This window comes from Parabacteroides sp. PF5-9, assembly GCF_029893105.1.
Taxonomy (GTDB): Bacteria; Bacteroidota; Bacteroidia; order Bacteroidales; family Tannerellaceae; genus JARXWG01.
Window position 1 is genome coordinate 280,019 of record NZ_JARXWG010000001.1, and the last position, 24,471, is coordinate 304,489.

The window sequence follows — 24,471 nt, forward strand, 5'->3', positions numbered from 1 at the left end:
TTAAAATAAGGAGGCAGACACGTATCGTTTTTAAAACGAACAAAAGAAAGTCACAAAGAATGGTACCGTTAAATCGACCACTATCCCATGAAAGATCGCGATAAAGACCAGGTCTTTTCCAGAATAACGAGTGATGACAGGTAGCGTCGTGTCCATGGTGGTCGCTCCTCCTGCACAGATGGGCGCTAGCCGCCCGAAGTATTTTACGAATAAGGGTGCGCCTAACAATGCAAATATTTCACGAAGAATATTGGCCATAAGAGCGATCGTCCCTAATTCGGTGGCCAGCTGAATACCGATAGTCGGCTCTTTGAGTTGCGTAATCAGGATGGAAGATAAGGAGTAGTAGGCAAATCCGCTCCCGATGGCCAGACAATCGAATACCGTCCATTGAGTGATCACCAGGCTGATCAATGCAGAGAAAGAGAGTGTGCCAACAATTGTGGCTAAAGGGACTAACAACAGGCGGGGACGTAGACTCTGCAGGATATCTTTGAGTTTCTTATCACTTCCAATGCTCAAGCCAACCAGAAACATTAATAAATACAATACATACATGGTGATATCCGTTTCGATTGCGATTTGATGAATCATTAAACTCCAACCCAAGAGACTGCCTACCACGAAAAAACCGACAACAATCAGACTCCCTTTCATTCCTTGCTCCTTTCTTTAAAAAAGAAATGATACACGCCCCAAGCAGCCAGTAGGCTACCGGTAGTTGCTGCCGTAGCGATCAGGAGCGCTTGAAGTCCGAGTGTATTGAGGTTGTCGACAATCTCTTTGTTCTGGCCGACGGATAAACCTAACAGAAAAAGAAGCAGATAAATCGCATAGGAGATCAGTTTCCCCGTCTGTTGTAGTCGTTCGACTTTCCGTAATAAATATCCAATGGCTATACCGCCAAACATAATTCCGATAATCACAAACATCGTTTGGAGATTTTTAGGCAAAGGTAACCGAAAGACGCTCTACAGACAAACATGTTTTACGGTAATTTTTTGTCCAGATATTGCTCTTTGAAGATATTGACACAAAGCAAAAAGACGGAGATCAGAATCGGACCAAAGATGATACCCATAAATCCGAAGAGAGATAAGCCGATGATTACTCCGAAGATGGTTATCAATGGATGTGTATCGGCCATTTGTTTCTGAAGCATAAAACGAATCAGGTTGTCGATATTCGAGATCACCAAAAGGGCATAAATGCCAAGGCCGATGGCATTGATCCAATCTCCGGTGATAGTCATATACACGCAAAGAGGAAACCACACTAAGGCGGTGCCGACAATCGGGATAACAGTAGCAATGCATGTAAGCAGTCCGAAAACAAGAGGTTGCGGGACACTAAAGAGTAAATAACCAACCAGTGCGACTACCCCTTGGATAACGGCTAATAAGGGGATGCCGATGGCATTTGATTTGACCAATAGGTATACCTCTTTCAGTACGCGGTCTTTGTTCCGTTGGCTGAATGGGAGTATGGTATAAAACCAACTTTCCATTTGCCGGCAACTGATAAGCATAAAATAGAGAACGAAAATCAATGCGACCAGGTTAATCGATAAGTCACTGATACTTCCGACTAATGATTGACCTATTTTGGGAAGGATCGCTACTGCATTCAACAGGTTCTCTTTGTCTAAAACATTATACCCCGTTTTCTCCTGAATAATATCGGCCAGATGTTGTGCGGTGTTTAAAATGATAGTAGTGTCTAAACTGAAATGTTGCAGTTTAGAGATAATCAACCAGGCTGCCAATGAGAGTGGGATGAGTACAAACAGTGTCGTTTCTCCCAGCAATAGAAGAGCAGCCATGCTGGGTCGCATCTTTTTCTTTTCGGTGAGAAAAATCATTTGTTTCCTCACTAACACATAGATCGTAAATGCACCGAGGATACCACCTAAAAAGGGGGTAATCTGCGTAAATAAAACAACTCCTAAACCGATGATGATGGCTATAAGGGAAAATCGCCAATATTGTTCTTTGATACTCATATATTGCAGTTAAGCTGATTCTCTTTATTGAAAAACAATCGTTAAATGCGCAATGTTTAAATTTAAAGCGGGTAACAGCGGGTTTACGGATGATTTTTATTATTGAAAAACAATCTTTCCACCGACAAGGGTGTAACGAATGTTTATTTCCGGATCAAAAAGGATGATGTCGGCATCTTTCCCTTTTTCCAGAGACCCTTTACGGTCAAGGATACCCATCACCCGAGCAGGACTTTCTGCAGCCATACGTACAGCGTCTGTCAAGGGGACATCCGCCTGTGTCACCATTGTCCGGATCATCCGGTCGGCTGTAGCTATACTGCTGGCCAAGGCCGAACGGTCGGCCAGTTTTGAAACACCATCTTCTATAATCAGCCTTGGATCGATCGTGGAGATATCCCCATCGGGCCAGGCGGCGGCAGACATCGCATCGGTCACCAGTGAGGTGCGTTCGACCCCTTTTAGTTTATGTGCTAATTTCAGGATCGCCGGTGGAACATGAATGCCGTCGGTCACAAGTTCAACCGTCATGTCATCCATTAAATAGATTGCTTCTATTGTTCCTTCATATTTATATTCACGCGCTTTGTGCACGGAAGTCATCGCATTATAAAAGTGGGTTGCATGTGTATAACCGGCATCAAAAGCTTCTTTCACCAGCTCATACCTTGCGGTGGTATGCGCCAAAGAGACTAAAACTCCTTTTTGGGTTGCATACCGTCCGAAATCCAGCGCCCCTGCTAATTCCGGCGAAGCACTCCATCGTTTGATACAATCGGTTCGTTCCAGTAAGTCTTTGTATTCTTTAGGGTCAGGAGCATATATATAATCTGGATTTTGTCCACCCTTCATCTGTTTGTTCAGGTAGTTGCCCTCCAGGTGTAATCCCATAATCTGTGCGCCTTCTCCCGGATCGTTCATTGTTTTTTCACAGGCATCTATCGCCTGATAGAATGTCTTCATTGACGCTGCAGCAATGGTCGGATAAAGTGCAGTCATCCCATACCGGGCATGTGCTTTGGCGATAGCATAAAAAGCTTCGGGGGTCGCCTCCATAAAATCATGCCCTCCACCGCCATGCAGGTGCGTATCGATACAGCCCGGAGCAACATAACATCCTTGAGCATCCAGGGTTTGTACTCCCGGGATTTCCTGTTGTTTATTGGTGATTTCAAGTATCTTCCCGTTTTGTATCAACAGGTCATGCCCGGAAAGAATTCCACCGGGAGTGATTACTTTTCCATGGCTGATTTTGAGTATTGGCGCTTGCATCCGGAAAATGATTTATTCGATAAGATCATTGATCAATTCACCATTTCGTTTTTCGCTAAGGGATTTGTAGACCACCTCGTAGTGCTGGGTAGTCGATGGGTAAACAGTCGGTTCACTTCGCATCGAAATGCCGGTCATCTGCCGGATCGCTTCATTCAGAAGCGCCTCGCGTGTATCACCAAGTTCGTACATCGGGTTCGATTTTGCTTCCACCAACTCATCCATTTGTGTATCCGGCGTGAATCCATCACCATAATCATAGAAGCTATCCCGGTTGGTGATCCAGAATGTAATCGGATGCATAAGCCATCCATAATTTTCATTCTCCCCATAGGTGTTGGAGCCTACATTTTTTCCAATGGTTTGTTCCCCGATCACTTTAATCTTTGTTCTGTTATGTGGGTTCTTTCCTCCATCCATATACGGGTAAAGCGTATTGATAATGGCTTCCGATGCCGATGCCGTATACTCACCGGTAATCACATACAATCGACTTAAATTCAGATTCATATCTGCCACCTCTTTCTCTTTAAGGAAAAAGTATTCAGATTTTCTCTTATTCTTATCGATCATATAGCAGAATGTTCTGCCTAAGGCGTCTGTTGGAGCCAACAGTGAACTTAACAGTTGTGCGCACGAAACCAGTCCGCCACCGTTATACCGAAGGTCAAGGACAAATTCATTGACGCCTTTCTGTTTGAATCGTTTGAAAATATCCTTCATCTGGTTGTTGTAGGTCACATCTTTATATCCCCCCGGTCCGGACATAAAGCGGGTATAATGAAGGTAACCGATCGTTCTTTTTCCGATCGAATAGATCGAATCTTTTAATATGGGGTTATTTTCAACGATCCGTGCAGCTGAAATTGTTACAGAGCCATTGTCGACAAACCCGTGAACGTCCGAATCGAATTTCATTAAATCGAATTTAGCAGCACTTCCTGTTCGCAATAGATCAAAATTTGTAATCGGGTTATTCTCTACCGCAGTAATTAAATCGCCTCTCTTCAGACCAGCCTCTGCTGCCGGCGAGTTGGGCAAGACATACAGAATGATTGCATAATAGCCAATCGTTTCCTGATTATCATTGATCACCCGGTATGCCCCGAAGTCGAAGCCATAGGTCGGATTATTTTCATCGATTGCTCTTGTCGTTTCCTTTTCTTCGATATAGGAGAAATATTGATGTGTTCCATTGATTTCAATACCATCATTTCGTGACAGTAAGGAGGCAAAAAACTTATCGGGGTTTTGGCTGAAGTCTAACGATGATTTATCCGGAATACTCCAAAGGTAATTTTTATCCATTGTTTTATGGATCCAAGTATTTACATCATCTTCTTCTCCACCGGGAGGGATCGGTTTTTCGTCTTTGCTGCAGGAAGCAAAAAACAAAAAGAACGAAGTGATAATAAATAGAGTTTTGAATAAATAAGTCATAGTTTGTCAATTAAATTTTCTTTTCGATAACGGCTTGTACGACATTTAAAATATAATCGCCCAGTTTTTCACATTCGGCCACTAAATCCATATAATAGACGCCTGTCTGATATTCATATTTTTTAGAGCCTACATCTTCCAAATTGTTCGTTTTCAGTTGGTTTCGGTAGTTGTTTATGTCGTTTTCCAGGTTGTAAGAAATATTAATGTCTTCAGGGACAACTTCTGTTTTTTCCAAGATAATATTCATCCGAGCCAATGCCTCAGCGACTAAGTCGATCAGTTTATCCATATGTTTATCCTGTACTTCTGTAAATTTCGATTTGCCGTCATTCCGGCGTTTGATTCCTCGAGCCAGGTTGTAACAGGAGTCGGCAACACTTTCAATTTCTGTGACGGCACGGAGCATAATACGGATCTCTTCTTTACTTTCCGAACTTAACCGCCCTTCGGAGACATAGGTCAGGTAATTGGCAATTTCCACCTCCATCCGGTCGCTGATACTCTCATATTTCTCGATTCTACCGTATAAAGTGAGGAATTTCTCATCATCATCTTCATGCAATAACTCTTTCACCATACCTAACATCCGGTAACAGCGTTGGCCATAAACAGCAATCTCTTTTTTAGCCTGCATTAAAGATAACTCAGAAGTAGATAACATTCCGGAAGTGATAAATCTCAATTGGAACTCTTCTTCGTCTTTTTCGTTTTTCGATTTGATGATCGCCGAACAAACATACACATAGAGTTTGACAAACCAAATCATGATGCAGACATTGGCGATATTGAATATGGTATGGAATAAAGATAATCCGTAAGAGACCGATACCTGTAACGACATCAGCTGCTTTTGCAGTTCGATTAACCGTGGATCGGTCATTGTCGCTCCTGAAGTGATCAATGAGATTGTTTCCCGATCTAATCCGCTCAGAAAATGAGTCATAGCCTGAGGATCACCCGGCCCGAAGTTGGTCACAATCCAGGAGATCATTTGGGTAAACGGATAAAAAGTTGCAAGTATCCAACAAACACCGAAAAGGTTAAACATCAGATGAGCTAATGCTGCACGTTTGGCCGAAATATTGGCCGATAAAGCAGCAATATTTGCGGTAATGGTCGTTCCAATGTTTTCGCCCATCACCATTGCTGCTGCCATTTCGAACGGGATCCACCCTTTGGTACACATAATCAAAGTGATCGCTATCGTGGCACTTGAGGATTGAACAATAATCGTCAGAACCGTTCCTAATCCCAGAAACAAAAAGATAGAAGCATACCCCATGGAGGTGTAGTTCTGTAAAAAAGCCAATACTTCCGGATTACTCTGCAGGTCAGGGACAGACGCTTTTAAAAAGTCTAAGCCCATAAACAAAAAAGCGAAACCCATCAGGAACTCCCCCCATGACTTTCGCTTACTTTTCCCTGAGAAGATTAAAGGAATGGATAACCCGATTAACGGTAAAGCAAAAACGCTTATGTTGACTTTGAATCCGAAAAGGGAGATAATCCAAGCCGTGACTGTCGTTCCGACATTGGCTCCCATAATTACACTAATGGACTGGGTTAATGTAAGCAAACCGGCATTGACGAAACTAACGACCATCACAGTAGTTGCACTGGATGACTGGATAAGAGCCGTAATCAGAATACCTGTTAATACGCCGGTAAACCGATTGGTCGTCATCGCAGACAAGATCGACCGCATTTTGTCTCCGGCCACTTTCTGTAGCCCTTCACTCATTATTTTCATTCCATAAAGAAACAGACCTAGTGAGCCGACAAGGGTAAGAAAATCAAAAAACGTGTAGTCCATTAAAATAAGTTATAGACGGATATATATCCAATTATTATTCTTTACTTTAGGCAGCGAAATTACGAAATTAAGTTTATATAATATGTCTGAATCCATTACAATTTTCTGTAAAAACAATCACACGTATACCGAAGTTCCTATCGGATCTTCTTTGTTGGAAATTTATGAAGCAGTAGGCGCACCGTTAGCCTTCAAGCCGATGAATGCGCAGGTCAATAACAGAACGGAAGCATTAGCCTACAGATGTTGGATGTCTAAAGATGTTGAATTCTTCGACTATACCAGGCAATCCGGCTTGCGAACCTATGTCCGCTCGCTGTGTCATATTTTCTCTAAGGCAGTACATGATATCTTGCCCACGGCTACGCTTAATCTGGAACATCCCATCTCTAAAGGGTATTATTGTGTGATCCACAATGGAAAATGCATGACGCAAGAAACGATTGATAAGATCCGGCAGCGCATGCAGGAAATTATTGATGCCGATTTACCTTTTGAACACCGATATATACGGACTCCGGATGCTGCAGAGATGTTTCGTCAGCAGAAAATGCCGGACAAAGCCCGGTTGGTAGAGACGGCAGGTTTGCCTTATACCCCTTATTATGAATTGGAAGGGTATGCCAACTTCTTTTATGGGTGTTTAACACCATCGACCGGTTACATTCATCTGTTTGACTTGGTTCCTTATTTTGACGGGATACTGTTGCGTGTTCCCCAAAAGACAAATCCGACTGAACTGGAACCGGTTATCCGGCAAGATAAGATGTTTGCCGCCTACAAAGAGCATCTGACTTTGCAACGCACGGTGGAGATGGATAATGTCGGGGATCTTAATCTGGCAATAGCCAAAGGTGCGAGTCGGGAAGTGATTATGGTTTCCGAGGCTGTGCAAGAAAAGCAGATTGCCCGCATAGCGCATGAAATAGCAGAGGGCTATGCGGAAGGGGTTCGAATAGTGTTAATCTCTGGTCCCTCTTCTTCAGGAAAGACGACGTTTACGAAACGGTTGGGTATTCAATTAATTACCAATTTGATTCATCCGGTCAGTATTTCGCTGGACGACTATTTTCTGAATCGGGTCGATACCCCGAAAGACGAATATGGCGAATATGATTTTGAATCTCTGTATGCATTAGATCTTCCATATTTCAATAGTGATTTGCAGAAACTGCTTCGTGGAGAAGAGATTGATCTGCCGACATTCAATTTTGAAACAGGAACCCGTATCTATAAAGGTCAAAAGCTTCGTCTGCGTGAAAACTCTGTATTGACGATTGAGGGTATTCATGCGTTAAATCCAGAATTAACCGCTTTCATCGACGAAAAATATAAATATCGTGTGTATGTTTCGGCATTGACTTCGATCTCTCTGGATAATCATAACTGGATACCGACAACCGACAATCGTTTGTTGAGACGAATTATCCGAGATTATCGTTTCAGAGGGTATTCTGCCAAAGATACCATCTCCCGTTGGCCAAGTGTCCGACGCGGAGAAGATAAATGGATTTTCCCTTATCAGGAGAATGCCGATGCGATGTTTAACAGCGCCATGCTTTATGAACTAGGTGCTCTGCGCAAATTTGCGGAGCCCATCCTGCTGGAAGTGCGCGAGAGTGATTGTGAAAATGCAGAAGCACACCGTCTGTTACGTTTTCTGCGTTACTTCAACTATATCCCGGAAGAGGATCTGCCGGGAACGTCCCTGTTGCGTGAGTTCCTGGGAGGTGGTAGCTTTAAGTATTAAACGTTCATGCGAGATACATTTATCAAATTACATCTCTCTATCCTGCTAGCAGGATTTACGGGATTGTTTGGTAAATGGGTCTCCTTAAGCGAAGGTTTGTTGGTCTGTTACCGGATGCTGTTTGCTGCGATCATCCTTTTTCTGATATTATGGATGGGCAAGAAACTGCAGCGATTGTCCATTCGGGAAATGTTGAAAATTGGTGGTACAGGCTTTCTTCTTGGATTACACTGGGTATTCTTTTACGGCAGTATCAAAGCGTCTAATGTCTCTGTCGGTGTCGTCTGTTTTTCGTTGGTAGGCTTTTTTACAGCGATTCTTGAGCCGTTAATCAATCGGCGTCGAATTTCTATGCGCCAATTAGGCTATAGCCTTTTTGCAGTATTGGGTATTCTCCTTATTTTTCAATTTGATATCCGCTACCGTACAGGCATCTTATTAGGTGTGGTTTCCACAGCGCTTGCCGCCCTGTTTACAATAGTCAACAAACGCGTTGGGAAGCAGTACACCTCTTCCACGATGTTGCTGTATGAAATGAGTGGAGGATTTTTAGGATTGGTATGTCTTCTTCCTGTTTATTTTTATTTTTTTTCGGTGGAATCGATATTTCCTTCCGTAACAGATCTGTTTTATTTATTGGCATTAGCCCTCTTTTGTACGGTCTTTCTCTATCTGTTGCAGATACAAGCACTAAAGTCGATATCCGCATTTACCGTCAATCTCAGTTATAATCTCGAACCTGTTTACAGTATTCTTCTCGCCATGATTTTCTTTGGTGAGGCCAAAGAATTAAGCGGCATGTTTTATCTCGGATTGGGGTTGATTGTCTGTTCTGTATTGTTGCAGACGGTAGATGTGTTTCGACGGCGAAACATATAATCGGGATATATATGATATTGTCATTTTTCTAGCGTCTCTTTTTGAGTCCCTGCAATAAAATTATGTGAACTTGGTATAAAGATTTATCTTCAGATTGTGTAATGTTTGAAGATTTTCCGAAGGCCAAATCCCACAGGGATTTAATGTGCATAACCCCGGGTGAAGAGGAGCGTAGCAGATCGACCCGGGGTATATAATGAGTGTAACAAACGAACGCCGAAGGTGTTCAATCATCTGCGGTTCAACACCTATCAGCGTTGATTGGAGAGTAGTATCTATTCCCCGGGTCGATCTGCTACGCTCCTCTTCACCCGGGGTTATGCACATTTAACGCCTGTGGCGTTCGCCTTCACTATCTTCACATTTTCTTCGGATTGAATACTTTTTTCTTATAACTTACGCTAAAATTAAAATCATACCGGGTGTCGGATGTGTTATTTTGTAATTTAAACAGGCTAATTTGTGTCAAAAATTGCGAAAAATACATTTTTGGCTAACAGGTTCTTTGGTTATTTTGGGGCAAAGAGGTGGTTTATTTTAACGTTTCAGTCAAAAACTGCCTGGTTTTCGAGTTTTTTATCCAGTTCTTTCTTCCAATTTATGCAGGTGATTTTTTAAATCATGCAGATAACTCCGGAAGAACATCTAAATACTTTGGACAAACCATCAGCATCATTTTTTGAAGGGTTAAAAATAGGCAAAAAAACGGCTCGAAATCAACGGATTTTTCTCCAGAATGCCTGTTTTTTAGATCGTAGAAATTAGATATTACAATATGCTAATCAACGATTTATACAAAAATAAACCCCAAATACGAGCGATCTTTTCCCACAACCCTATGATGTCCTCTAAATAGACGATTCTCAGAGGGGGTAAATTGACAGATTGTTAAAACTGACAGATTGTAACTTTATAAGAGTTTTAGAGTCATATTTCTGTTTTTAAAATTCCTGCTATTCTATTAATTATCGTATCTTTGCACTCTGAAAAGGCAACCATGCCGCATGGCAAAACATACTAACAAATCGAAGACATGATTTTATTTTTCAAATCTTCTGTAAAAACTGTGCTGGCTGTCGAAACGGCACAGAAGTTCTCACCCGAAGATACGCAAAAACTCGTTTGGTTATTTAGTGAAGCAACACCCCTTGATGGCGAGAGTCTGGACGGTTGGTTTATCGGTCCGCGACGGGAAATGATTACTCCCTGGAGTACGAACGCTGTAGAAATTACCCAAAATATGGGTGTTCGAGGCATTAGCCGGATCGAGGAATATTTTCCGGTGGCTTCCGGGGAAGCCGGCCATGATCCGATGTTGCAACGGATATATAACGGATTAAACCAGGAACTCTTTACGATCAGTAAACAGCCTGATCCGATTATTCCGATAGATGATATTGCAACATACAATGTGCAGGAAGGTTTGGCGTTGAGCGAAGAGGAAGTGGCTTATCTGAATGAGGTGAGTCTGAAATTGAATCGTAAGCTGACGGATAGTGAGGTCTATGGTTTTGCCCAGGTGAACTCGGAACACTGTCGTCATAAAATATTCGGTGGAACCTTTATTATTGACGGGCAGGAAATGGAAAGCAGCCTGTTTAACCTGATCAAAAAAACATCGGCTGTCAATCCGAATAAGTTAGTATCAGCCTATAAAGATAATGTGGCTTTTAGTGAAGGACCTACTGTGGAACAGTTTGCTCCGCTATCAGGCGACAAACCCGATTTTTACGCCGTCAAGGAGATTGATACGGTGATCTCTTTGAAAGCTGAAACACATAATTTCCCGACTACCGTAGAGCCTTTCAATGGTGCCTCAACCGGTTCGGGAGGTGAAATCCGTGACCGTCTGGCGGGCGGAAAAGCATCTCTGCCGATGGCCGGAACAGCAGTTTATATGACCGCCTATCCGCGAACGGAAGGTGTACGCGAATGGGAGAAAATCCTTGATCCGCGACAGTGGTTGTATCAAACCCCAGAACAAATTCTGATTAAAGCATCCAATGGAGCCTCTCAATTCGGGAACCATTTTGGTCAACCGTTGATCTGTGGTTCGTTGCTTACTTTCGAACATACAGAGAATGAGAAAGCGTATGCATATGATAAGGTGATTATGCTTGCCGGAGGTGTTGGATATGCCAATAAGCGAGATGCGTTGAAAGGTACGCCCGAACCGGGTGAAAAAGTAGTGGTCATCGGTGGTGATAACTACCGGATCGGTATGGGAGGGGGCGCAGTCTCTTCCGTTGATACCGGGCAATATACCAGCGGTATCGAATTGAATGCCGTGCAGCGTGCCAATCCGGAGATGCAGAAACGTGCGGCTAATGTGATCCGTACCATTGCCGAATCGGATGAAAATCCGGTGGTCTCAATCCATGATCATGGCGCAGGTGGTCACTTGAACTGTCTGTCCGAACTGATTGAAGCGACAGGGGGACATATCGATATGGACCAATTACCTATTGGCGATTCGACCCTTTCAGCCAAAGAGATTATCGGTAACGAAAGCCAGGAGCGTATGGGGTTATTGATGAAAGAAAAAGACGTGGCGATGGTAAAACGTATCGCCGAACGTGAACGGGCGCCTATGTATGTGGTTGGTGAAACGACCAATGATATGAAATTGGTATTCGAGCAGAAAGACGGGAAAAAACCGATTGATCTGAAACTGGAATATATGTTTGGAAAACCGCCGCGAACTGTCATGGTCGACCGGACAATAAAAGAGACCTATCAACCGATTGTCTATAAAACGTCTGAGTTGCATCATTATCTTGAACTGGTGTTGCAGCTGGAAGCTGTGGCGTGTAAGGATTGGTTGACGAATAAGGTCGACCGTTCGGTGACCGGGAAAGTGGCTCGTCAGCAATGCCAGGGTGAACTGCAGTTACCTCTAAGCGACCTGGGTGCGGTGGCCTTGGATTATCGTGGGAAATATGGTATTGCTACCTCTATCGGACATGCGCCGATGGTGGCTTTGATCGATCCGGCAGCCGGTTCGGTCATTGCTATAGCCGAAGCATTGACCAATATTGTCTTTGCTCCGTTAACAGATCAGTTGACGGGTGTTTCGTTAAGTGCCAACTGGATGTGGCCTTGCCGGAATGAAGGTGAGGATGCTCGTTTGTATAAAGCGGTTACTGCTGCTTCTGAATTTGCTTGTGCGCTGGGGATCAATATCCCGACTGGGAAAGATTCTTTATCGATGACGCAAAAGTATGGTCAGAAAAAGGTACTTTCGCCGGGTACGGTGATTGTTTCTGCCGGGGCAGAGGTGAGCGATGTGAAAAAGATTGTATCACCAGTGATCGTGCAGGATAAACAGACCGCAATCTATCATATCGACTTTTCATTTGATCATTTGAAATTGGGCGGATCGGCTTTTGCTCAGGCCTTGAACAGGTTGGGTAACGAGGTGCCGACTGTAAAAGATACCGATTATTTCCGTAATGCGTTTAATGCTGTGCAGGAAGCTATTGAAGCCGGATTGATTCTGGCCGGACATGATATCTCTGCTGGAGGGCTGATCACGGCATTGTTGGAAATGTGTTTTGCCAATGTGGAAGGTGGGCTGGAAGTGAATCTGGATAAAGTAATAGAAGAAGATCTGGTTAAAATCTTGTTTGCTGAAAATCCGGGTATCCTTGTACAGGTAAAAGATAAAAAAGCGTTCGAAAAACTAATGACGGATGCAGGTATCGGTTTTGTGATTGTAGCCAAGCCGATCGAAGAACGACATATCTTGGTTTCCAAAAATGAGGTTCAATATCATTTTGGGGTTGATTATATGCGGGATGTATGGTACCAATCTTCTTATAAATTGGATATTCAACAGAGCGGAAGCGTTTGTGCGGGTAACCGTTTTGAGAATTATAAAATGCAGCCTTTGGAATTTAAGTATCCGAAGAGTTTTAACGGCAAACTTGCGTCGTTAGGTCTTTCTGCTGATCGCCCGAAATCGACCGGTATCAAAGCCGCTGTGATTCGCGAAAAAGGATCACAATGTGAACGTGAAACAGCCTATGCTTTGTACTTGGCCGGATTTGATGTGAAGGATGTGCATATGACCGACCTGGCGAGTGGACGTGAAACGTTGGAAGATGTCAATTTCATTGTATTTGTAGGGGGATTCTCTAATTCCGATGTGTTAGGTTCGGCCAAAGGATGGGCCGGCGGATTCTTATATAATGAGAAAGCTAAAAAAGCGATAGATAAGTATTATGCTCGGAAAGATACGTTAAGTCTAGGTATCTGTAACGGTTGCCAATTGATGGCCGAACTGGAATTGCTTTATCCCGAACATGAGCAGAAACATAAGATGCATCATAATGATTCACATAAATTCGAATCTAATTTTGTGACGCTCGAGATACCGAAAAACAACTCGGTTATGTTTGGTTCGTTGAGTGGTTCCAAACTGGGCGCCTGGGTCGCTCATGGAGAAGGGAAATTTGCTTTCCCTTACGAAGAAAAAGCATATAATATCGTAGCACGGTATAACTATGACGGTTATCCGGCTAATCCGAACGGATCACCTTGGGCTGTTGCCGGTGTTTGCTCGGCCGATGGACGTCATCTGGCGATAATGCCTCATCCTGAACGTGCAATATTCCCTTGGCAGTGTGGGTGTTATCCGGTCGACCGGAAAGACGACGAAGTCACTCCGTGGATGGAAGCTTTTGTGAATGCCCGGAAATGGGTTGAAGCCAGTAAATAAGTAAAAAATGTAATTTGTAATTAAGAATAGAAGTCGTATGAAAAAGTGGATATTTTTGCTTTTTGCATTGTTTAGCGGGAGTGTTGTTTGGGCACAGACACAAGCGATTGCTCATCGGGGTTATTGGAAAACCGATGGCTCGGCACAAAATTCATTGGCAGCGCTTGAGAAAGCACATGCGCTGAATATCTACGGTTCGGAATTTGATGTGTGGCTGACAGCCGACGGTATACCAGTAGTGTTCCATGATGCTAAAGTCAGGGAGTTGGTGGTGGAAGAGGTGACTTATCAACAACTCATGGATACAACATTGGTTAATGGGGAGAAAATCTCGACTTTGGAACAATACCTGGAAGCGGGTAAGCAGCTGAAGGATATTCGGCTTGTACTGGAAATCAAATCGCATAAACGAGTGGTGAATGAAGATCGTGTAGTGGCGAAAGTGGTGGAGATGGTTAACCGTTTTCAATTGGAAGATCGTGTCGATTATATCGCTTTTAGTATGAATGTCTGTAAAGAACTCAAGAAAAGAGTTCCGAATGGTACCATCGTTTATCTGAACGGAGATGTCTCTCCGCAGGATTTGAAAGAGATCGGTCTTTCGGGATTTGATTACCACCATAAGGTGTTGACGGATCATCCCGACTGGATTCAACAGGCAAAAAGTCTGGGATTGTCGACCAATGTATGGACGGTAAACGATCCGGAGCAAATGAAATGGTTTATCGAAAAAGAAGTTGATTTTATTACAACCGATAATCCGATTGCTTTAATTGAACTTTTAGGGGAATAAAATAATCGATCATAGAATGCGTCGGGTCTTTAGGTCTTTCTGCCTGAAGACCCGTTTTTTATCTGATAGCTGCTGTTTTCAATCGTAAATTGTCAACTCAACTTGTCAAAATTGATGGTGATTTGTTAATAGCTCTGAAAAGAATCTGTAATACTGAAAAATTTCTTTATTACAGTTTTTTCGGAAAAAAATTATATTACTTTTGTATCCGGTTTACAAGGACCATGTGAAAACGACTACACTAACCGGCATCAGCCGGTCTCCTTATATCGCAAGTATAGAGTGAAAGTTTATATAAAACAAGCAATTAAAAATTAAAAAAATGGCTAATTTAGATTTAAGCAAGTACGGAATTACCGGTGCAACAGAGATTGTACACAATCCGTCTTTTGATCAGTTGTTCGCAGAAGAGACAAAACCAGGTTTGCAAGGTTTTGAAAAAGGTCAGGTAACAGAACTTGGAGCTGTAAACGTAATGACAGGTGTTTACACAGGCCGTTCTCCTAAAGACAAATTTTTCGTAATGGACGAAACAAGTAAGGATACTGTATGGTGGACTTCTGAAGAATATAAAAACGATAACAAACCGGTTACTGTAGAAGCTTGGAAAACATTGAAAAGCCTTGCAGTTGAGCAATTATCTAACAAACGTCTGTTTGTGGTTGATGCGTTCTGCGGTGCGAACGAAAATTCTCGTTTGAAATTACGTTTTATCATGGAAGTAGCTTGGCAGGCTCACTTCGTAACAAATATGTTCATTCGCCCTTCAGCTGAAGAATTAGCTAACTTTGGCGAACCTGATTTCGTGATCATGAATGCTTCTAAAGCAAAAGTGGACAACTATAAGGAACTGGGATTGAACTCTGAAACTGCTGTTGTATTCAACCTGACTGAAAAGATCCAGGTGATCCTGAATACTTGGTACGGTGGTGAAATGAAAAAAGGTATGTTCTCGTACATGAACTATCTGTTGCCACTTCAGGGTATGGCTTCTATGCACTGCTCGGCTAACACAGACATGAACGGAAAGAATACAGCGATCTTCTTCGGTTTGTCAGGTACAGGTAAGACTACCTTGTCAACTGACCCGAAACGTTTGTTAATCGGTGACGATGAGCACGGATGGGATGACGAAGGTGTATTCAACTTTGAAGGTGGTTGTTATGCAAAGGTTATCAACCTGAGCAAAGAAGCTGAGCCAGATATCTTCAACGCAATCAAACGTGATGCTTTGTTGGAAAACGTAATCGTTGATGCTAACGGAAAGATCGACTTCGCTGATGGATCAGCTACAGAAAACACTCGTGTTTCTTACCCAATCAATCACATCACAAATATCGTTAAACCGGTATCTAAAGCAGGTCCTGCTGAAAAAGTTATTTTCTTATCTGCTGATGCATTCGGTGTATTGCCTCCGGTTTCTATCCTGACTCCAGAGCAGACTCAGTATTATTTCCTTTCTGGTTTCACCGCTAAATTGGCTGGAACAGAACGTGGTATTACTGAACCAACTCCTACATTCTCTGCTTGTTTCGGTGCTGCATTCTTGTCATTGCACCCAACAAAATACGGTGAAGAATTGGTGAAAAAAATGCAGAAATCAGGCGCTAAGGCTTACTTGGTAAATACAGGTTGGAACGGTACCGGCAAACGTATCTCTATTAAAGATACTCGTGGTATCATCGATGCTATCTTGGACGGTTCTATCGATAAGGCTCCAACAAAAACAATTCCTTATTTCAGCTTCGAAGTGCCTACTGCTCTTCCAGGTGTTGATCCGGCTATCTTAGATCCTCGTGATACTTATGCTGATGCTTCTCAATGGAATACGAAAGCAGAAGACTTGGCTGGACGTTTCATCAAGAACTTCGCGAAGTTTACAGGTGCTGAAACCGGTAAAGCATTAGTTGCAGCTGGTCCAAAATTATAATATGTGAATAAACCACTTCTGTCTAGACAGAAAAGGTTTGATATAGACTATAAAAAAGCACGGAATACAATTTTCCGTGCTTTTTTTAGTTCTATATATGTTAATTTTATTATAATTATCTAAGTTTATATGAATAATATTGCTACCTTTACCCAAATTACAGTGTGTAACCGGATTCCTTAAAGCTAAATGATAAAGAAGGTTGTATGGTTTGTTGGGTTGATTTTGTGCTTGTTGAGTTGCGGCAAGGACTACGCTTACCGGGTGGAAGGAAAACTTTCCAATCTGGAAGATCAAACTATATTTGTCATTTTTGAACGTGAAGATTACAACCTGATCGATACTGTAATCTGTGAAAAACCCGGTCAATTCGTGGTCAAACAAACGGAAGAAGGGTTTAACAGCGTGACTATCCTTTATGATAACAAAACACAATGGTTTACGGCTTATCTGAAACCGGGTGATAATATCATTATTTCCGGGGACGCCAATTATCCTTTACTTTTTCAGGTAAAGGGAGGGAAGATTAATGAAAAACTGTCGGCCGTAAGAAAAGAACTTGCCCCATTACTGAAAGATCTAACCGAACAAACCGCTTTTTTACATCGAAAAGGGATTAATACGGTCGAGGAGACCGAAATTGCCTCACGTATCTCCAACATAAATCTTCAGTTGAGTGAAGATGTCATGAAATACATTAAGGATAATCCGGATGAGGAAGCTTCGGTTGTTTTGATCAAAATGTTTTTTGCCGAACCGGATGATACCCGCAAGATGGATGAATTATTGGCCATGCTTGATCCTGAATTAAAGAATTTTTATTTAGTCAATGAACTTGAGCAATACAGCATACGGGCTAAACGAATCACTTTGGGAGCCGAAGCTCCGGACTTTTCGTTAAAGAATGTGTATGGAAATACAGTCAATCTAAGTTCTTTCCCGGATAAATATCTATTGCTTGCTTTTACTGCCCCTTGGTGTGACATGTGTCAGACGGAAGATCTGTTGTTGGATAAGGTAGCGATGCAGTATCCGAAAGATAAAGTCGATATCTTATTAATCAGCTTGGATGATAACCAACGTCAAGTCCGCGACATGTTAGCTAAAGACAGTATTCAATGGAACCTGGTGACCGATTCGGCCGGACAGGCGACCATGATGTTGGAATTGTATAATGTCAGTGCATTACCTCGCTGTTTCTTGATCGATGAAGAAGGAAAGATTATTCTTAAAACAGATAATGGAATAGAAATCAAACAGAGCCTTGATAAAATCTTTGAAGAAGAGGAATAGCGATCTTATGATCGTCAATGAACCGCTTTAACCAACAATAAAACCAACCTTACTTATGATTGTAAAAGTTTATGCCGCAGCGTTACAAGGCATTTCTGCCACGCTTGTTACCATTGAGGTTAATTGCACAAAAGGGATTCAGTTTTTTCTGGTAGGGTTACCTGATGTGGCCGTCAGAGAGAGTCATGAACGGATTATATCCGCCCTTCAACATAGCGGATATAAATTCCCCCGTTTTCGAATAGTGATCAATATGGCACCAGCTGATATCCGAAAAGAAGGGGCAGCTTATGATCTACCATTGGCTATTGGCGTTTTAGCTGCCGCAGAACAATTAGACTCCTCCAAACTGGATCAATACATGATGATGGGTGAACTCTCGCTGGATGGAACACTACAGCCAGTTAAAGGAGTATTGCCCATTGCCATAAAGGCGCGTGAAGCCGGTTTTAAAGGTTTTATCGTGCCCAGGCAGAATGCACGTGAAGCTGCGGTCGTCAATGAGTTGCATGTTTATGGTGCTGATCATATAAAAGAAGTTATCGCTTTTCTCGAAGGAAAGAGTGAGTTACAACCGACAGAAATAGATACACAGAAAGAATTCTACGAACGTCAGCAACTGTTTGATTGCGATTTTTCCGAAGTAAGGGGGCAGGAGAATGTCAAACGCGCCTTGGAGGTGGCAGCGGCGGGAGGGCATAACCTATTGATGGTAGGGCCTCCGGGCAGTGGAAAGTCTATGCTCGCCAAACGTTTACCATCCATTTTGCCGCCATTTACAGTAGAGGAATCGTTGGAAACAACAAAGATCCATTCGGTAGCCGGTAAGATCAATAACAATACTTCGCTGATGGCTCAGCGTCCGTTTCGTTCTCCTCACCACACCATTTCGGATGTGGCCATGGTCGGTGGAGGGGCGTTCCCACAACCGGGTGAGATCAGTCTGGCACATAACGGAGTGCTCTTTTTGGATGAACTCCCAGAGTTTAATCGAAGCGTGCTCGAAGTGATGCGCCAACCGTTGGAGGATCGTATGATCAATATCTCCAGGGCACGTTTTACGGTTGATTATCCGGCCGGTTTTATGCTGATTGCTTCGATGAATCCGTGTCCATGTGGTTACTACAATCATCCGGAACGCAACTGTTTGTGTTCTCCCGGGGCAGTACAGAAGTATATGAATCGAATTTCCGGTCCCTTGTTGGATCGGATCGATATCCAGATAGAGATTATTCCTGTTCCTTTTGAGAAGATTTCGGAGCAGCGGTCGTCAGAACCGAGCGCCCTTGTCAGAGAACGGGTATTAAACGCCCGTATAATACAGGAGAAGCGGTTTGAAAAATATAAAGGGATCTATTGTAATGCGCAGATGACGACCAAACTGCTTCATACCTATGCGGTGCCTGATGAAGAAGGGTTGCAGTTACTGAAAAATGCGATGGAACGGTTGAGTTTATCAGCCCGTGCGTATGATCGTATCTTAAAAGTGTCACGTACAATTGCCGATCTGGAAACTTCGGAACATATACAACCGTCGCATTTGGCCGAAGCCATTCATTACCGCAATCTGGATCGGGAAGGGTGGGGGCTTTAAACTACGATTAATAGAAAAAAGAAGAGACTGTCCCGTCGTGAGCAGCCTCTTCTCTTTATTTCATATACGTCAGGTTATTTCACTTCCCAGACTTCGCCGCTCATTAACAACTCATTCAAGCTACGAACCGGATTTTTGGCCTGTACTTCAGCAATTTGTTTTTCAACTTCTTCCTCATAACTAGGTGCTGCTACATCCCGGATAATACCTAAAGCAACAGGCATATCACCACCCATCATGGCCAACATCATATGTAATGTGATCTCTTTTTCATACGCGTCATGAACAAGCACATCATCTATCGTATAACCATCTTCGCCAATCGTTACTGCTTTCAGTTTAAGTCCGTCCAATACGAGTCCTTTATTATTCTCTTTTCCAAACACCATTTTTTCGCCGTGGCGAAGGAAGATGGTACGGTCGGCACGATACTCTTTATCCGTAAGTTGTTTGTGGATACCGTCATTGAAAATAACACAATTAACCAGTACTTCCACCACTGAGGCTCCTTTATGACGAGCGGCCGATGCCAGTACTTCCGTTGTATTTTTCAAATCAACATCGATTAAGCGGGCAAAGAAATTACCGCGTGCGCCTAATGCGAGTTCAGCCGGAATAAAAGGGTCTTCTACCGTTCCGTAAGGCGAACTCTTTGTGATAACGCCCCGGTCGGAAGTCGGTGAATATTGTCCTTTCGTCAATCCGTAGATTTTATTATTAAACAGGATGATGTTCAGATCGACATTACGACGTACAGCGTGGATAAAATGGTTTCCACCGATCGCCAGACAGTCGCCATCCCCTGTGATCACCCAGACACTCAGGTCGGGGCGTGCCGTTTTAACTCCTGTGGCAATGGCAGCAGCACGTCCGTGAATGGTATGAAACCCATAGGTATTCATGTAATACGGTAAGCGTGAAGAGCATCCAATGCCGGAGATAACAGCAATGTTTTCCGGGCAAACACCCAATTCGCCCATTGCTTTGTGCATACAGTTCAATACGGCATGGTCTCCACATCCCGGGCACCAGCGTACATATTGATCACTTTTATAATCTTTAGCCTGATATTTTATTTCGGATTCCATCTTTAAGCCTCCAGTAATTTAATGAATTCTTCAACTAATCTTGCTACAACAAAAGGTTGTCCTTTTACACGGTTGAATTTATACGGATTAAATCCGGGTATCTCACTGCGCAGGTAATTGGCAAATTGGCCTCTGTTTTGTTCGGCAACAACCACTTTTTTATACCGCATGAGCACTTCTTGTGTGTTTTTGGGTAATGGATTGATAAATTTAAAATGAGCAAAAGCCACTTTTTTACCTTGTTCCTGCATAGTTTCCATCGCTTCGTACAGATGGCCGTAGGTGCCTCCCCAGCCGACGATCAACAAGTCGGAATCTTTATCACCGATCACTTCCAATTCCGGGATGAAATCGGCTATTTTGTCGATTTTAGCCTGTCGGGTCATGACCATTTTCTGGTGATTATCGGGATCGGTAGAGATCGCACTGGTGTGATAATCTTTTTCCAATCCACCAACCCGGTGCGCAAAGCCTTTCATTCCGGGTACTGCCCAATGGCGCACTAAGGAGTCCTGATCGCGGCGATACGGTTTCCAAGGCGCTTCGTCGTTGTATGCTGTGGCATATTTCGGTTTGATCTCCGGATATTGGCTCAGATCAGGTAGTTTCCAGGCGGAAGAACCGTTGGCAATGTAGGAGTCTGTCAATAAAATCACCGGAGTCATATGTTCAACAGCCAGTTTTCCGGCCCAATAGGCAGCGTCAAAACAATCTGTTGGCGTGGCTGCTGCAATGACAACGGCCGGACTTTCCCCATTTCGTCCGTATAAGGCTTGTAATAGGTCGGTTTGTTCACTTTTAGTCGGCAGACCGGTAGAAGGTCCTCCGCGTTGTACGTCGATCACCACCAACGGCAACTCTGCAATCACCGCCAGGCCGATCGCTTCACTTTTAAGCGCCAATCCCGGTCCGGATGTAGATGTTGCTGCCAGTGCCCCGGCAAAACTTGCTCCGATAGAGGTACAGATACCTGCAATTTCATCTTCAAATTGAAGCCCTTTAACTCCCAACTCTTTCCGGGCAGAGAGTTCCTGAAGAATATCTGTGGCAGGAGTAATCGGGTAACTGCCTAAGAACAATTTCAAACCACTCTTTTCTGCAGCGGCGATTAAACCGTATGAAGTCGCTTTATTTCCGTTAATATCGGTATAGAAACCCGGCTCATTTTTCCGACTCTCGATGCGGTATGTAGAGACACGGGCATGAATATTATTGCCGTAGTTATAGCCATCAGTCAATGCTTTGATATTGGCTTTGGCGATTGTCGGTTTTTTGGCGAATTTATTTTCGAGCATATGCATGGCTTGGTCGAGTGGCCGTTCAAACAACCAGCAAACGACTCCTAATGCGAACATATTTTTACAGCGAAGCGCCGATTTATTGTCCAGGCCAAATTCCGCCAGGCTCTCTTTGACCATCGAAGAGATAGGAGCAGCAACAACTTCTACGGACGACAATCCCAACTCGGCAAAAGGATCTTCCGTAGTAAACAATGCTTTTTCCAGATCACTTTTCTGAAAAGAGTCGGTATCAATAAGAATAATTGTATGCGGTTTCAGATATTTCACGTTGACCTTCAATGCGGCCGGGTTCATAGCGACTAATACGTCGGCTTTGTCTCCGGGCGTGAATACTTTGCGCGAACCCAGATGTACCTGGAAACCGGAAACCCCGCTTAAGGAGCCTTGAGGCGCACGAATTTCTGCCGGAAAATCAGGAAATGTAGAAATCTCATTTCCAAAAATAGCCGACAGATTAGAGAAAATTGTCCCGGTCAACTGCATACCGTCTCCTGAATCACCGGAGAAACGAATGACAACCCGATCTAAGGTTGTGACTTTTGTCTGTTCTGCCATAAACAATGATTAATTAGCTATTCGTCTGATTTATTTGAATTGCCGACAAAGTTAAAGAATAAACTTACATAACCATCATTTTGGAAGACTAAAAGGCGGCCAGATAAATGTCGATATTGTTTGATCGAACGTTAAAATGTGAAGCGATAAATTCGTTCACCGGTTTTCCGCTATACATATAGACTCCTGCCTTAAAACCGTGATTGGTTTTGATCATGGACTGGATACTTCCGATGTCGCCGAGCCTGACAAACAGCGGGACGAAGATATTACTCAATGCCATAGAAGCTGTTCGTGCAACGCGGTTGCTGATACACGGTTTACAGTAATGCAATACCCCATACTGCTCGAAAATGGTCGGATCGGAAGGGGAGAGGCAACAGGTTGTTTCAAAACATCCACCTTGGCTCATGCATAAGTCGATGATCAATGCTCCCTTTTTCATATGTTGTATAACACCTTCGGCGATTAAATAGCGCCTTGGCCCTCCTTCATGGCGCATGGCACCGATGACGACATCAGCGCTTCTGAATGCATTTTGCAAAACATTCGGATGGTAGGTCGAAGTAAACAATCCGACCCCTAAATTCTGCTGGATATTGCGCAGCTGATTGATGTCATTATCAAATACTTTGACACAGGCACCCAATGACAAAGCGGCACGAGCGGCCACCGTACCGGCGCTTCCGGCGCCAATAATGACTACCTCCGTAGGGGATACGCCCGGGATACCTCCCAGTAAAATGCCTTTTCCACCTTGTGTATTGCTTAATAGTTCGGACGCGATTGTGATGGACGCAATGCCTTCGATTTCGGATATAATACTCATCACCGGCCGCTTCTGCTGTTCGTCGGCAATCAGGTCGTAAGCTACCCCATTGATCCGTTTACTCATCATTAGTTCGAAAGCATCCTGTGTGAAGAGTCTTTTTTGCATCAGCGAAAACAAAGTAGTCCGCGGTTTCATTAAAGCGACCTCTTCGACGGTGGGCGGAAGAATTTTCAGAATGAGATCAGCCTGATACACCTCCGCGGCAGTAGCGACAATATCGGCTCCCGCTTCTGCGTAATGATTGTCGGAGTAATTAATTCCTAATCCGGCATTGTTTTGTACGATGACCTGATGGCCACATTCGGTCAGGATATCTACCGCTTCAGGAGTTAATGCCAAGCGCCGTTCATATTCATGCTGTTCACAGGGTATACCGATGACGAGCCGATTCCCTATTTTACTGATTTCCTGTAATAATTCCTGAGTAATATAAGCCTCTTGTGTTTGTTTGTTGCCCGGTTTTCGCATAATCAGTGATGATCTGTATGGATAATTTGTATGATTTGTTCTGAGATCGATTGTATATCGGTTTCGGTCAGCATGACTTCCGCATCAAAGATAATCGTAGCCTGCTGATAAAAAGGTTCTCTCTTCTCCAGATTGGTCGCAATAAATGCATGTAGTTCCGCTTTGGATAGATTCTTCAGGATAGGGCGTGAATGTTTACTGATCGCCAACCGCTTTGCAAGTTCATCCACCGAGGCTTTCAGATAAATCGTTGTACCCTGTGCGTTCATAAATGTCATATTCTCATAAAAACAGGGGGCGCCTCCACCTGTAGAGATGATCACATCTTCAAACAGAGCCACTTCGTGTAACATTTTTTGTTCAATCTCCCGGAATCCGCCTTCTCCTTTTTCTTCAAAAATCTGAGAAACCGTTTTATGATAACGACTTTCTATATAAGCATCCAGATCAACAAAAGCGAGTCCCATACGTTTGGCTAAATCTTTACCCACAGTTGTTTTTCCGGCTCCCATATAACCCACAAGAAAAATGCGCGTCATAACACTTGCTGTTAGTTTATGCAAATGTATACTTTTTTCGTTGAAAACCGCAGGTACTCTTCCGTTTAAATGGAGAACATTTTCAGGATAGCTTTTGAATAAGATGTCTTACACTGAAAAAGGTTGACACTTTTTTGCCACATAAATAACAAATAATTTATGTCAAAAAAGAAACATCGTATGTACAGCGAAACTTTCA

The 24,471-nt window shown here is 43.2% G+C and carries 17 protein-coding genes; 7 read left to right on the top strand and 10 right to left on the bottom strand.

Going from position 1 to position 24,471, the window contains the following annotated elements; genetic code table 11:
- Positions 1-30: 30 nt before the first annotated feature.
- From M2135_RS01300 to M2135_RS01325, 6 genes are all read right to left on the bottom strand, one after another.
- Entirely contained in the window at positions 31-657 is a 627-nt protein-coding gene (locus M2135_RS01300; protein ID WP_280746755.1) for a lysine exporter LysO family protein, read from the bottom strand.
- Positions 654-932 (bottom strand): LysO family transporter, encoded by a 279-nt coding sequence (locus tag M2135_RS01305; RefSeq protein ID WP_280746756.1) that lies wholly within the window; start codon positions 930-932, stop codon positions 654-656. The genes M2135_RS01300 and M2135_RS01305 overlap by 4 nt, the downstream gene beginning before the upstream one ends.
- 56 nt (positions 933-988) lie before the next feature.
- Entirely contained in the window at positions 989-2,002 is a 1,014-nt protein-coding gene (locus M2135_RS01310) for an AI-2E family transporter (protein ID WP_280746757.1), read from the bottom strand.
- A gap of 99 nt (positions 2,003-2,101) precedes the next feature.
- A complete protein-coding gene (gene nagA, locus M2135_RS01315) occupies positions 2,102-3,274 on the bottom strand; it encodes an N-acetylglucosamine-6-phosphate deacetylase (RefSeq protein WP_280746758.1) in 1,173 nt (390 codons plus the stop codon).
- A 12-nt stretch (positions 3,275-3,286) separates the two neighbouring features.
- Complete coding sequence (locus tag M2135_RS01320; RefSeq protein WP_280746759.1) at positions 3,287-4,714, bottom strand: S41 family peptidase; 1,428 nt, start codon at positions 4,712-4,714, stop codon at positions 3,287-3,289.
- Positions 4,715-4,724: 10 nt separating this feature from the next.
- Positions 4,725-6,530 (bottom strand): Na/Pi cotransporter family protein, encoded by a 1,806-nt coding sequence (locus M2135_RS01325; RefSeq protein ID WP_280746760.1) that lies wholly within the window; start codon positions 6,528-6,530, stop codon positions 4,725-4,727.
- An 82-nt stretch (positions 6,531-6,612) separates the two neighbouring features.
- Between M2135_RS01325 and M2135_RS01330 the strand changes: the two genes are divergently transcribed.
- From M2135_RS01330 to M2135_RS01360, 7 genes are all read left to right on the top strand, one after another.
- Positions 6,613-8,280 (top strand): nucleoside kinase, encoded by a 1,668-nt coding sequence (locus tag M2135_RS01330; protein WP_280746761.1) that lies wholly within the window; start codon positions 6,613-6,615, stop codon positions 8,278-8,280.
- A gap of 6 nt (positions 8,281-8,286) precedes the next feature.
- Positions 8,287-9,159: a DMT family transporter gene (locus M2135_RS01335; RefSeq protein ID WP_280746762.1), complete on the top strand. Its 873-nt coding sequence runs from the start codon at positions 8,287-8,289 to the stop codon at positions 9,157-9,159.
- Positions 9,160-10,192: 1,033 nt separating this feature from the next.
- Positions 10,193-13,879 (top strand): phosphoribosylformylglycinamidine synthase, encoded by a 3,687-nt coding sequence (gene purL, locus M2135_RS01340; RefSeq protein WP_280746763.1) that lies wholly within the window; start codon positions 10,193-10,195, stop codon positions 13,877-13,879.
- Positions 13,880-13,916: 37 nt separating this feature from the next.
- A complete protein-coding gene (locus M2135_RS01345; protein ID WP_280746764.1) occupies positions 13,917-14,672 on the top strand; it encodes a glycerophosphodiester phosphodiesterase family protein in 756 nt (251 codons plus the stop codon).
- Between the two features lie 322 nt (positions 14,673-14,994).
- Entirely contained in the window at positions 14,995-16,602 is a 1,608-nt protein-coding gene (gene pckA, locus M2135_RS01350) for a phosphoenolpyruvate carboxykinase (ATP) (RefSeq protein WP_280746765.1), read from the top strand.
- 189 nt (positions 16,603-16,791) lie between these two features.
- A complete protein-coding gene (locus M2135_RS01355) occupies positions 16,792-17,895 on the top strand; it encodes a TlpA disulfide reductase family protein (protein WP_280746766.1) in 1,104 nt (367 codons plus the stop codon).
- Positions 17,896-17,950: 55 nt separating this feature from the next.
- Positions 17,951-19,489, top strand: a complete 1,539-nt coding sequence (locus tag M2135_RS01360) for a YifB family Mg chelatase-like AAA ATPase (RefSeq protein ID WP_280746767.1) — start codon at positions 17,951-17,953, stop codon at positions 19,487-19,489.
- Between the two features lie 74 nt (positions 19,490-19,563).
- Here M2135_RS01360 and M2135_RS01365 read toward each other — a convergent pair whose 3' ends face one another.
- The 4 genes from M2135_RS01365 to M2135_RS01380 form a co-directional block, all read right to left on the bottom strand.
- A complete protein-coding gene (locus M2135_RS01365; protein WP_280746768.1) occupies positions 19,564-20,577 on the bottom strand; it encodes a 2-oxoacid:ferredoxin oxidoreductase subunit beta in 1,014 nt (337 codons plus the stop codon).
- Between the two features lie 2 nt (positions 20,578-20,579).
- A complete protein-coding gene (locus tag M2135_RS01370) occupies positions 20,580-22,433 on the bottom strand; it encodes a 2-oxoacid:acceptor oxidoreductase subunit alpha (protein ID WP_280746769.1) in 1,854 nt (617 codons plus the stop codon).
- 88 nt (positions 22,434-22,521) lie between these two features.
- Positions 22,522-23,733, bottom strand: coding sequence for an alanine dehydrogenase (locus tag M2135_RS01375; RefSeq protein WP_280746770.1), 1,212 nt, complete (start codon positions 23,731-23,733; stop codon positions 22,522-22,524).
- Between the two features lie 2 nt (positions 23,734-23,735).
- The gene (locus M2135_RS01380; protein ID WP_280746771.1) at positions 23,736-24,272 is read right to left on the bottom strand and encodes a shikimate kinase; all 537 of its coding nucleotides are present in this window, start codon (positions 24,270-24,272) and stop codon (positions 23,736-23,738) included.
- Positions 24,273-24,471: the final 199 nt, after the last annotated feature.